The following is a 13,136-nucleotide window of genomic DNA, read 5'->3' on the forward strand; positions in this document are numbered from 1 at the left end:
CTTTCCCTTTTGAATCAGGATGTACCGTTTTCGTTGAAAAAATGAATTGAAGGAGATGAAATAAATGACGACATTTAGACCACCATCCGTACCTTTGGTCACGGTAGACCCTTATTTCAGCGTATGGTCTGCTGCTGACCATCTCTATGATGATCACACTAGGCACTGGACGAATAAAACTCAAGGTATGGTTGGCATGATTGTCATTGACGGCAAAATCAGAAGGTTTATGGGGAAAGTAGGCGTTCACGAAAATTCAACCATTGAGGAGCCTGATGTGCTCAATCAGACGAATCTAACCGTTGAGCCTGTAACTACCCGTTACACCTTTGAAGGAGAAGGCATCGAACTTGAGGTTCATTTTACCACACCGCTATTGCTCGATGATCTTGAACTGTTATCCAGACCAGTGACGTATGTTACGTTCCATGTTCGAGCGATAGATGGTCAAGGCCATCAAGTGAAAATCTATTTTGATGTGACAGGTGAATGGTGTGTACATACTCCTGATCAGCAAGTCACCTGGGAGTCTCATATAATTAATGAACAGTTACACGCCATGTCTATAGGAACGGTGGAACAACCTATATTAAAACGTGCCGGAGATGATACGAGAATAGACTGGGGTTATATGTATCTGGTGGTTCAGCGATCTCATCAATCTCAAGCGGTCATCCATGCGGTATCCAAGCGTGAGGAGTATGCCCGGTCAGGTCTTTTTAAGACAGGAGATGATTCTATCCAGCCAAAATCCATATCTGGCGATATGGCTATTATGGCAACTGAACTGGATTTGGGTCTTATCCATGAAGAGTCGGCATCCCGCTACCTGATGCTCGCCTATGATGATATTCATGCAATTGAATATTTTCACCAACCACTGAATGCGTATTGGAAGAAAGATGGTGTGACATTTGAGGAAATGCTGGTAAAAGCAGCGGATCAATATGAAGAGGTAGTACAACGATGCGACCGCTTTAATCGGGAACTCTTAACGGAGAGTCAGGCTACAGGCGGGAACCAATATAGAGACATTCTGGCATTGACCTATCGGCAAGCGATTGCTGCACATAAATTGGTTGCTGATGAAGCAGGAGAAGTATTATTTTTCTCCAAAGAGAATTTTAGTAACGGCTGTATCGCGACGGTGGATGTGAGCTACCCCTCGATTCCGTTGTTTCTGAGGTATAACCCCGAATTGGTCAAAGGTATGATGCGTCCAATCTATAAGTATGCCGAAAGCACGGATTGGACGTTTGATTTTGCTCCACATGACGTGGGGACTTACCCCCAAGCTAACGGCCAGGTTTACGGAGAGAACAAACTCGAATACCAGATGCCCATCGAGGAATGTGGCAATATGCTCCTGATGGCAGCAACGGTATGCAAATATGAGAAGCATGCGGAATTTGCCCGTGAGCACTGGGGACTTCTCACAACTTGGGCTTCATATTTGTTGCAACATGGTCTGGACCCTGACAATCAACTGTGCACGGACGACTTCGCCGGACATCTAGCGCACAATGCGAACTTATCGATTAAAGCGATATTAGGCATTGCCGCCTATGCGTATATGTGTGATGAACTTGGTTTGCCGGATGGTGCCGTTTATCGTGAAGCGGCTGCAAAAATGGCAGAGGAGTGGTCATCCATGGCGACAGCAGGTGATCACTACAAGCTGACTTTTGACAGCTCGGATGAGTCATGGAGCATGAAATACAATCTGGTGTGGGATCGTCTGTTGGACTTCAACCTTTTCTCAAAAGAAGTGGCTGCTAAAGAGTTGGCTTATTATCAGCTAAAACAGAATCGATATGGCATACCGCTGGATAGCCGTGAGACATACACCAAGTCCGATTGGCTCGTATGGTGTGCCTCCATGAGCGAAACGCAGCCTCAGTTCGAACAGATGATTTCACCTCTGTGGGACTTTATGAATGAAACATCGAGCCGTGTACCTGTAACAGATTGGTATGACACCATCACCGGAAAGCAGTTGAATTTTCAAAATCGGTCGGTTGTCGGTGGATTTTTCATTCCTTTGCTGAGAAAGACATCTGTATCAAAATCATGATGAGATCAGGTGATGAATTGGAGTTGAAAATCACGGATATTCATAAATTACAACAGCAGTTCAAGAATCCTGAGGCGACGTATCGTCCACAGCCCTTTTGGTTTCTGAACCACAGTTTTAGCAAGCCAGAGTTAGAAAACCAAATTCAATCCATGGTTGAAGCGGGGGTTGGCGGCGTTGTATTACATGCGCGTCACGGGATGCAGGCCTCATACCTGTCAGAGGAGTTCATGGATACGGTGGATTTCTGCACAAAAGAGTGCCAGAAGCGTGATATGGTGGTCTGGCTGTATGATGAGGACAATTGGCCGAGCGGAACACTGGGAGGTAAGCTAACGAGGCAATATCCCGAGTATCGGATGAGATACTTGAGGGTTGAGGAACGAAGATATTTACACGATGCGCAGCAGGAAATGTTATCTCTCGATTTTGCCACCTACGCTAACAATGAACTCATCGCAATTCTCGCTTATCGTGCCATCCAGCAAGAAGGGGAATGGCTGATCTATGATCAACCTGAGGATATTACAGAGTTATGCGGACAGGAATGGAAGCCTGATAACGACGAGGATTATATTATACTTGCCTGCTGGTCCTGTGAAATTGCTGAAGGGATCACGTTTGCAAAAGGGTATTATCTGGACACGTTGAACCCGGAAGCCGTGCAGGCTTTCATTCAGTCGGCATATGAGCCGTTTCAGCAATTTCAGCCTCATTTCGGAGTGACCATTCAAGGTGTATTCACGGATGAACCTGGGCTCATGATCCACGACGGTTTTTTTGGAGTCGAAGCCATCCGAACGTCGGTTCAGGATGTGAATGCAACTCTGCCCGGAATCGTATTCGCTTGGACACATGGGATGGTGGAGCGGTATGAGCAGGAGAACGGATATGATCTGATTCCAAGATTAGGCGCGTTGTTATATGGTATGGCCGATGGCAGCAGGTCTGCGAGGCAGGACTATTATGATACGATTACCCGTTGGTATGTGGAAGGTTATCATGAAGCTATTCGTTCGTGGTGTGAATCACACAGCTTGCTGTACATCGGCCATACGCTGGAAGAACCCGTCTGGGGGCAGGCTCGGTCGCAGGGTAATCAAACCCGTGTATTGCAGCAGTTCCATTATGCAGGTGTGGACTACCTGACACATGGAATCGGTACAAAGGAGAATCCACATCGTATCGTATCCGTAAAGACGGCCGCGTCTGTCGCACAGTTGGACGGGAAAAAAAGAGTTATTTGTGAGTCATTTGGTGCAAGCGGTCATGCCTATGCCATGCGACAAAGGCGGCTTGATGCCAATTTTATGGCATTTTTGGGTGTTAATTTGTTTATCCCGCATGCATTTTACTATTCGTTTGCAGGGTATCGGAAAACAGACTTTCCACCTACGGAATTCAAGCATGCACCGCATTGGCCACATTATCGGGCTTTTGCCGATTATCTTGGTCGGTTGAGTGTACTTGGTTCTTTCACGAAGCGTACACCTGAAGTACTTCTGTTGTCACCTATCCACACGGTATATGAGCATATGTTCTTATCCGGTGAATCGAACCAGCATCCAGCTGCGGATCAACTGTTTTCGTTATTGTCAGACCGCATGCTGCGCAGCTCTATTGATTACGAATATGTGGATGAGTGTCAGCTCAGGGAGGCGAAGATTACTCATGCTGGAGGATATCAGTTTAACGGAGAACGAAACGAATATTCGATTTTGATTTTGCCAGAAATTACGGTCATGTCTGTAGATATCGCAAAACAGCTTGTTACCTTTGTAAACTGTGGTGGAAGGCTTATTGCGGTTGGGGCAATTCCTTGTGACAGTGAGCGACAGCGCCAAGATCCGGAATTACGGAAGTATATGAACGAACTATATGGTTCCAATCCTCAAGACGGGAAATTACAAGCGGTTGGCAAAGGGTACAGCCTATTCTATTCCATGAAAAACACAGCTCATAACGACACACTTATGAACTTTTGTGTTCAGTTAAGAGAGTTAACGACATCATCACCAGCGATTGCCTGGAAACAGATCGAGGGGCAAGCTGAGGATCTCATTAGCGTTGAACGCAAAATTGAAGATCATGTGCACACATGGCTGATGAACTGGTCGGAGCAGCCCGTGACCATTCAACTCCATCAGAAACCTGTGAAAGAACACATAGAAGAACAGATGGAAGAATGGAACTTGGAAAACGGGAATATAAACTCGTTGAGTCAAGATGCTGTTCTAACATTTGTACCGGGAGAGCTTCGGGTTCTATCCGTTAGACCGGATCATGTACTTGATCCGCTTCACACTGAAGATTCGACGCATCCCAAACCGCAAGAGCCTATAAATCATAAAGTGCAACATACCACCGATGTGTTGGTACTAGGTGATCCTTGGCAGTTTCAAACCGTCGAACCCAATGTGCTTGTATTGGATCAGTGGCAGGTCACATTGAATGACCGTCAGTCTAGAATGAATGCAACGATGCCAGGCCAAGTCAACACGTACCGGACAACATTTGTCGTAACGGAAGAATGGATCGAGCTTATGAAATCACAGCAAGATGCAGTCCATTTAAACGAACCTGGAAATGAGCAGATCTTCACGATTGAGCTAATTCTTGACGATATCGAGCAAAAAATTCCATCCCATATTGGTTTCCTCCAACGCAGACGTAATGTTGAAATCTTTGTTAATGGAGTACGGATGGAAGCACTCCACCCTTCACTGTGGCAAGATATTCATTACGCTGGTGTGGACATTACCAAACAGCTTGTTAAAGGCGAGAATGAGCTTGAAGTTCTCACGGTTTCACTGCTGGAACCGATGCCAGCCATTTCCTTTCCTGCTTATCTGATTGGTTCATTTGCTGTAGAAAATCAGACTACATTAACCGTTGAACCTGAACAAATGACTGGGGTTTGGAATGTTGAAGGTTACCCTTTCTATTCGGGAGCAGGAGTGTACTCGCAGCAACTGGATTTGTCTGATGTCAGCTTGAATTCGGCAAATGAAATTTGGCTGGAAGCGGAAGATATTAGAGAGACGGCTTGCCTGTATGTGAATGGGGAGCAGGTTGGCATCCGGTTATGGCCACCCTATCATTGGAACGTCACGTCTTACATGCTGCCAGGTAATAATGTAATCGACATTCATGTGGCTAATACACTGGAGAATCTATACGGAAAGTCTTCACTACCTTCGGGCATGAATGGGCAGGTAAAACTTGTAACTAAAATATTAAAATAATGCACGATTCAGGTTTAGGTTTTGGATTCGTCGGGGAAGAATATGAACACATTAAAGTCGCCATATTGGCGGCTTTTTTTTGCATTGGAACAAAAAGACTGAGCTTTACTTCGCTGGAAATAATTATATTTGAACCGGGTTATTCATCAAATGATTAGACCTCACACGTAATGAAAGCGATTTAAAAATGTATTGACGAAAACCATTTTCATAATTATTATGTAAATGAAAATAGTTTTAGAGAGGTGGATATCACTGTGAAGCAATATTTTGAGAAGGCTCAGAAGTTTGGTAAATCGTTTATGCTTCCTATTGCTGTTTTACCAGCGGCGGGTCTATTACTAGGGATCGGAGGGGCCTTGTCCAACGCCAATACGATTAACTCGTATCCATTTTTGCAGATCACATGGTTGCAGCAAGTGTTTACGGTGATGAGCAGTGCAGGAAGTATTGTGTTTGATAATCTGGCATTAATCTTTGCCATTGGGGTGGCTGTTGGACTCGCCAGAGCGGACAAAGGTACAGCAGGATTGGCAGCAGGACTGGCTTATCTGGTCATGAATGCATCGATCAATGCGATGCTGGTCAATTCGGGGAAACTTGCCGCAGATCATTTGGCTAGTGCCGGTCAAGGTATGGTACTTGGAATCCAAACCCTGCAAACCGGTGTACTCGGAGGGATCGTCGTCGGATTGGTTACCGCATGGCTTCATAATCGGTACAACAAAATAGAACTTCCTCAATTCTTAGGATTCTTTGGAGGTTCACGTTTCATTCCTATCGTTTCATCTTTTGCGGCCATCTTTATTGGTATTGCTTTGTTCTTGATCTGGCCAACCATCCAGCTCGGCATAACGCAGCTTGGAGGTTTGGTCGATAGAACTGGGTATATCGGAACACTGTTATATGGATTTATTTTACGGATGCTGGGTCCACTTGGGTTGCACCACATCTTTTATCTGCCTTTCTGGCAGACGGGAGTCGGAGGAACAATGGACGTTGCGGGAAAAGTTTACGAAGGAACACAGAATATTTTCTTTGCTCAACTGGGAGACCCTGCAACCGAGAAGTTCTTCTCGGGTACATCCCGATTTATGTCAGGACGTTTTATCACGATGATGTTTGGTTTGCTCGGTGCGGCACTCGCTATTTATCATACGGCCAAGCCTGAACGTAAAAAAGTAGTTGGCGGATTGATGTTGTCTGCGGCACTCACTTCGTTCTTGACAGGAATTACGGAGCCTCTGGAATTCTCATTCCTGTTTGTTGCTCCAATCCTGTATGTCATTCACGCCGTATTTGATGGATTGGCATTTATGCTTTCACATATTTTTGAGATTACAATCGGTCAGACTTTTTCAGGTGGATTAATCGACTTTATCTTATTCGGGGTACTTCAGGGTAATGCCAAAACGAACTGGATTATCGTTCCCATCATCGGAGTGGTCTGGTTCTTCCTTTATTACTTCACCTTCCGAATCTTGATTGTGAAGCTCAATTTAAAAACTTCTGGACGTGAGGAAGAAGTAACATCAGAGGCAGACGCCAAAACGCAAAGTCAGCAGTCTAATACACCCGCATCAACGAAAGGTGAAGAACGCTCCATCGCTATCCTGAATGGACTTGGCGGTGCAGACAATATTAACGAATTGGATTGCTGTGCAACACGGCTTCGCGTATCTGTGAAGGATATCGAGAAGGTTCAAAAGGATGCGCTTACAGCTACTGGAGCCAAAGGGGTAGTACTTGTCGGTAACGGAGTGCAGGTTATTTATGGCCCTCAGGTTACCGTGATCAAAAATGAAATCGAAGAAATTATGGAAACGGAGTAATTGCAATGAATTTAGATAAATTAGGTTTACAAGGTGGTCTCGTTGTATCATGTCAGGCTTTGGAGCACGAGCCACTTCATAGTTCGCTGATTATGGGACGCATGGCAGTCGCAGCAAAAGAGGGAGGAGCGATCGGTATTCGTGCGAATACTGCTGTAGATGTGAAAGAGATCAAAGAACAGGTTGATCTGCCCGTCATAGGTATAGTGAAAAGAAACTACGGAACCAATCCCGTATTTATTACACCAACGATCTTGGAAGTAGATGAACTTGCCGAGGTCCAAGCAGAGATTGTTGCGGTTGATGCCACTTTACGTGCACGGCCGGACGGTAAATCACTGGATGAATTCGTACATGAAATTCGCACCAAACATCCTCAACTTCTATTAATGGGGGATATTTCAACCAAAGAGGAAGCCATCAATGCAGAACGACTTGGTTTTGACCTGATCTCCTCTACATTGGTCGGATATACAGAGGAGACAGCAGGGATTAAACTGTATGATAATCAATTTGCAGCCTTGAAAGAAATTCTAACTAGCGTACAAACGCCTGTTGTTGCGGAAGGGAATATCATGACCCCGGAGATGGCAGCAACGTGTCTGGAAGCTGGAGTCTATTGTGTTGTTGTTGGTGGAGCCATTACGCGTCCTCAACAAATTACGGAACGTTTTGTCTCAGAAATTGCTAAAGTGAAAAAGCCTTCTCCTTCTGTCCAATAAAAAAAGAAGAAATCAACAAAACAGCCAACGAAATAGGTTGGCTGTTTATTTATTCAGCAGAATAAAGAGCTTTTAACGTTTGCTGCCGCGCATGGAGTAAATGTTCATCCTCAAGTAATAGAAGAGAAATCACATCCAGGATGTAAATAATGGCTAATTGGCTGTTGATGAAGCTCACATCTCCGGTTCGCCCGATATCCGGTGTGAAAATGCACAAATCCGAGACTTCAGACAGGGGTGTATGATCAAAATTAGTAATTCCAACAACTTTGCTTCCTCTTTTTTTGGCTGCGTTTAATGCGTCACTGACTTCTAAGGTTCGTCCTGAATTGGATAAACCTACGACCAGATCATCTTCGCCCAAAAGAGAAGCACTCATGATCATCATGTGTGAATCCGTCACCGCATCAATGACGATATCCATCCGCATTAGTCTGTATTTGAACTCCAGAGCAGATAAACCTGAACTTCCCAAACCATAAACATAGATTCTGCGAGCTTTTTTTATGTACTGGACCACTTGTTTGATTCTGTCGGTATCCAGCATTTCTGCGGTAGCGTTGATGATATCATTGTGGATCTGCTGTGTTCTGATAAAGAAATCTGTTTGATTGCGGGGTTGATCCACTTCACGGTTAAGTCGAATTTTAAAATCTACAAAGGTAGAACAACCTACTTTTTTACAAAATCGAGTTATGGTTGACATGGAAGCATTGGTGTAAGCAGCCAAATCCCTAATATTAATATTATTAATGGATGATTTATTACGCATCACATAATCAGCGATTTCCTTTTCTTTCGCTGAAAAACGTTGATATTCAAGCTGCAGCATGTCGATGACACTAGATGACATTATGATTCCCCTTTCCCAGAACATGTTAACTTTTGTATAGTCTATCCTCATTAGTCTACTTCCTAAAAGCCAATTCATCAAACCTTTAAAAATAGTCTGTATATTTTGATCCAAATAGGAGGAAAACCATATTAATTATTATGTTAACTAAAAACATTGTCCATATTATAAGTCAAATAAATGTAAGAGTTTACATAAGTTTTACTTCCCGCTAACTGAATGCTGATCTTCTCTTGTTATGCTAGGCCTGTTTGGATTTACATAAGCCAACCAATCATACATACAAAGGAGAGAATTATGATCAGTCACCTCTACAAAAAAGTGTTATCCATCCTGTTATCGATTGCTTTGGTATTCGGATGGCTTGCGGGATTTGGGGGAGTTAATTCAGCCCAAGCCGCATCATTGTCTGAGCCTGATATGCTGTTAGAGCGTAATGCCAATTGGCATTATTTCGATCAGGGTCAGGATCTACAAGCGGAATGGCGCGCTTCATACGATGATTCGTCCTGGAATTCGGGACAGGCTCCATTTGGTTACAAAGACAACGGTAATGGCGTAAGCACTTCCTATTTTGGATCACTCAAAACGGAAGTCAGCTACGGTCTGGACAAAAAAAATAAACCCCGCACAACCTATTTCCGGACAAACATTAACGTTAACCAGGATCAGATTGACGGTTACGGGCAAATTCTCGGCACATTCGGTATTGATGACGGTGCAGTGATCTATGTGAATGGTGTGGAAGTCATTCGTTTTGGCATGCCGGATGGAGAGATTGTGTACTCCACCCAAGCAACCTCAAATAAGGACTTGCCGGTAATGTATGAGAATATCGACCTAACTGAGCCAATGAAAGCCAATTTGCATGAAGGCTCAAACGAAATTGCGGTCGAAGTGCATCAACAGAGCGACAGCAGCTCGGACCTGTATTTTGACATGGAGCTTAAAGCCTTGGCTAATGCGCCATCGCTGGATATCAGCAAAATAACGGTTACCTTCTATGGAGATGCAACAAGTAGCAAAGGCTTCACTTGGTATACGCCTCTTGCATCTGCACAGAGCACTGTTCAAGTGGTGCCGAAACAAGGGGGAGGCGTTGCCGACTTCAGTCAGGCCCAAATTTTCAATGGGCGTGCAACCGTCGCTTCCAACTCCCCGGGAGAAATGGTGCATAAGGCGGAAGCGACAGGCCTTTCCCCTGACACTTCTTATTCTTTCCGTGTTGGTGATCAGGATCTGGGTATATGGAGTGAGGTTGGAACGTTTAAAACGGCTCCGGTTGACGGAGCATTTACCTTTATTGACCTGACGGATACACAAGCGAAGGAAGAGGATGAGGCGATCCTGTCCGGATCTACTCTGTCCAAAGCACTCGCGACTGTTCCGAATGCTGAATTTGTCGTCCATAACGGAGACGTTGTGGAGAATGGCACATCAGAGCAAGAATGGAATTGGTTGCTTGGTCATTCGCAAGCCAGTCTTATGAACACGACCATTGCACCGTCTGCTGGCAATCATGAGAATAAAAATTATGCGTTCTACGAGCATTTTAATGTGAAGCAGCCAGACGGTGCTACAACGGTAACAGGCGCATATTATTCGTATAATTATAGCAAAGCTCATTTTATCGTATTGAACTCCAACGAGGATTCATCGGATTACGCCAACTTCTCGAATGAGCAAGTCGCATGGATGAAGCAGGATGTAGCGGAAGCAAAAGCCGCAGGAGCCAAGTGGATTATCGTGAACATCCATAAAGGTCCGTACACGACATCCAATCACGCCACGGATAGCGACATTATTGGTGCGAACGGTGAACGAAAAAAAATCGCTCCACTCATGAACGAACTGGGGATTGATCTAGTCCTTCAGGGACATGACCATATCTATGCACGGACGAAACCAATCAAGAGCGATGGTACTGCTGAAGATGTGTCCAAAATAACGGAGACCTTCAATGGACAGCGTATCGAATACGCGGTCAAACCGGATGGAACCATTTATATGATTCCTGCTACCGCCGGGGCTAAAGTATATTTCAAAAACCAGAAAACTGAATTAGGAGATGCATATTTTAATTTGTTCGAGCGTGCGGAGGAAAACCACGCTCGGCAATATGGCGACACCACGAGCGCAGCCAGAGGGCAGGTTCAGAACTTCGTTTCATTGACTATTGACGGAGACAAGCTGTCCGCCGTAACGTATGAGATTGACCAAAATAAGAATGCAGAACCATTTGTCGTGGATACTTTCGGGATTATCAAGGAATCGGATACAGTTCCTGTTCCAGAACAGGTAAACAAGGTAACGGTAACGTTCCATGGAGATCCTACCAAGAGCAAGGGGTTCACGTGGTACACTTCCGATCAAGTAACGAATAGCGACCTTCAGGTTGTGGAGAAAACAGCTGCAACACCTGATTTCACGCAAGCCAAATCGGTTCAAGGGCGCTCTGCACAACCTGCGAATGCTCCTACAGAACTGATGCACAAAGCAGAAGTGACAGATCTGAAAGCTAATACAACCTATTATTTCCGTGTAGGGGATGCTTCCCAGCAAGTATGGAGCGAGACTGGTACCTTCCGTACAGCACCGGAGAAAGGCAAATTCACTTTCATTGATCTGGCGGATACACAAGCGAAGGAAGAGGATGAGGCAATTCTGTCCTCTGAGACATTGGCCAAAGCATTGGCTACAGTACCGGATGCACAATTTGTTGTTCATAACGGGGATATCGTTGATAATGGTGTGAAAGAGGAACAGTGGAACTGGCTGCTCGGGCATTCGCAGGAAAGCCTCTTAAATACAACCATCGTTCCATCCGCAGGGAACCACGAGGACGAAAATTATGCGTTTATCGATCATTTCAACATCCAGTCACCGGTAAATTCCGCTACGGAGACGGGAGCTTACTATTCGTATGATTACAGCAATGCGCATTTTGTTGTGTTGAACTCCAATGAGGATTCGGATGAGTATGACAACTTCTCATTAGAGCAAGTCGAGTGGCTGAAGAAAGATGTTCAGGCTGCCAAGAAGAGTGGATCCCAGTGGATAATCGTCAACATTCACAAGGGACCGTACACGACGTCAAATCACGCAACGGATTCCGACATCATGGGAGCAAACGGGGTACGTACCAAGATTGCACCGATCATGGCGGAGCTTGGCATTGATTTTGTACTCCAGGGACATGATCACATCTATGCGCGCACAAAACCGATTGATCAGAAGGGGAAAGCGCGTCAGCCAGAAATGATCACGGAGATGCAAAACGGACAGAAAATCGAGTACTCTGTGAATCCGGATGGCACGATCTATCTGATTCCGGCAACAGCGGGTCCAAAAGTGTATTACAAAAATCCGAGCACAAGTCTCGGTGATGCTTATTACAATCTTTTTGAACTGGCAGAGGAGAATCATGCAGCCAAATATGGCCCTGATCCGAATGACAACCGTCGTCCAATGCGCAGTCAGGTACAAAATTTTGTGGGCATTACGATTGACGGCAGCAAATTGACAGCTATAACGTATGAAATTGACCAAAATCAAAATGGAGCAGCCCCGTTCATTGTTGATCGGTTCGGTATCGTGAAGAAGACAGAACCATCGAATCCAGGACCAGGAACTTCCAATCCGGGAACATCGAATCCCGGCTCGGGTTCAGGTTCAGGTAATGGATCTGGCAGCGGTAATGGCTCCTCAGGAAGCGGTGGCGATACAACTACCGGTAACGGTTCGAACAGCGGTAGTGGTAGCGGAACTGATTCCGGCAACAAACCGGATACTGGATCAGGCAATAACGGAAACGGAGGGACTGCGCCAGCGTTGAAAGATACAGCCGGACACTGGGCAAAATCTGCAATTGATAAAGCCCTGGCGGCTGGATTCGTCAATGGCTATGGCGATCAGACCTTCCGTCCAAATCAGAAAGTCACACGTGCCGAGTTCATTACGATGCTGGGCCGTGCCTTGAATCTGAATACCGTAAGCGAGAGTATTCACTATACGGATGATAACAAGATTCCTTCATGGGCGAAGCCTTATACTACAGCAGCTGCATCCGCTGGCATTGTCAATGGTTACGAGAATGGCTCGTTCGGCCCTAGCAAGACGCTGAGCCGGGCGGAGATGGTAACTATGATTGCACGCGCTGGCGGAATCCAAACGGATTCCAATGCGAAACTGGATTTCAAAGATGCAAAAGATGTCCCAGCATGGGCAGTATCCTATGTAGCTTCTGCTGTGGAAGCAGGTCTGGTGGGCGGTGTAGGTGGCAATCGATTTGCTCCGATGCAGACAGCTACCCGTGCTGAAGCAGTTACACTTATTGTTGGGCTTCTTGAACAATCGAAATAACGCTAAACCTAATTTCCAAGAAACCAATGCGGGACGTTCCCGCATTGG

The 13,136-nt window shown here is 45.3% G+C and carries 6 protein-coding genes; 5 read left to right on the top strand and 1 reads right to left on the bottom strand.

What is annotated here, in order from left to right:
• The first annotated feature begins 64 nt into the window (after positions 1–64).
• The 4 genes from BLS14_RS05065 to BLS14_RS05080 all read left to right on the top strand — a co-directional run bounded on the left by BLS14_RS05065 (position 65) and on the right by BLS14_RS05080 (position 7,873).
• Positions 65–2,074: a glutaminase family protein gene (locus BLS14_RS05065; RefSeq protein WP_090949875.1), complete on the top strand. Its 2,010-nt coding sequence runs from the start codon at positions 65–67 to the stop codon at positions 2,072–2,074.
• Entirely contained in the window at positions 2,071–5,319 is a 3,249-nt protein-coding gene (locus tag BLS14_RS05070) for a glycosyl hydrolase (RefSeq protein WP_090949877.1), read from the top strand. Before BLS14_RS05065 ends, BLS14_RS05070 begins: the two co-directional genes overlap by 4 nt.
• Positions 5,320–5,621: 302 nt before the next feature.
• A complete protein-coding gene (locus BLS14_RS05075) occupies positions 5,622–7,151 on the top strand; it encodes a maltose/glucose-specific PTS transporter subunit IIC (RefSeq protein WP_371121428.1) in 1,530 nt (509 codons plus the stop codon).
• 5 nt (positions 7,152–7,156) lie between these two features.
• On the top strand, positions 7,157–7,873 hold the full coding sequence (locus BLS14_RS05080; RefSeq protein ID WP_090806253.1) for an N-acetylmannosamine-6-phosphate 2-epimerase: 717 nt from the start codon (positions 7,157–7,159) through the stop codon (positions 7,871–7,873).
• A gap of 49 nt (positions 7,874–7,922) precedes the next feature.
• On the opposite strand, the gene BLS14_RS05085 is transcribed toward BLS14_RS05080, so the two are convergent.
• On the bottom strand, positions 7,923–8,705 hold the full coding sequence (locus tag BLS14_RS05085; protein WP_176854346.1) for a MurR/RpiR family transcriptional regulator: 783 nt from the start codon (positions 8,703–8,705) through the stop codon (positions 7,923–7,925).
• A gap of 318 nt (positions 8,706–9,023) precedes the next feature.
• Between BLS14_RS05085 and BLS14_RS05090 the strand changes: the two genes are divergently transcribed.
• Positions 9,024–13,088, top strand: a complete 4,065-nt coding sequence (locus BLS14_RS05090) for an S-layer homology domain-containing protein (RefSeq protein WP_090949882.1) — start codon at positions 9,024–9,026, stop codon at positions 13,086–13,088.
• Positions 13,089–13,136 lie beyond the last annotated feature (48 nt).

The organism is Paenibacillus sp. OK060, from assembly GCF_900101205.1.
GTDB classification, from domain to species: domain Bacteria; phylum Bacillota; class Bacilli; order Paenibacillales; family Paenibacillaceae; genus Paenibacillus; species Paenibacillus marchantiae.

Excerpts from the sequence above, each read along its gene's own strand:
- BLS14_RS05085 (WP_176854346.1), bottom strand. The coding sequence starts at position 8,705 with ATGCTGCAGCTTGAATATCAACGTTTTTCAGCGAAAGAAAAGGAAATC.
- BLS14_RS05090 (WP_090949882.1), top strand. The coding sequence starts at position 9,024 with ATGATCAGTCACCTCTACAAAAAAGTGTTATCCATCCTGTTATCGATT.
- BLS14_RS05075 (WP_371121428.1), top strand. The coding sequence starts at position 5,622 with ATGCTTCCTATTGCTGTTTTACCAGCGGCGGGTCTATTACTAGGGATC.
- BLS14_RS05065 (WP_090949875.1), top strand. The coding sequence starts at position 65 with ATGACGACATTTAGACCACCATCCGTACCTTTGGTCACGGTAGACCCT.
- BLS14_RS05070 (WP_090949877.1), top strand. The coding sequence starts at position 2,071 with ATGATGAGATCAGGTGATGAATTGGAGTTGAAAATCACGGATATTCAT.
- BLS14_RS05080 (WP_090806253.1), top strand. The coding sequence starts at position 7,157 with ATGAATTTAGATAAATTAGGTTTACAAGGTGGTCTCGTTGTATCATGT.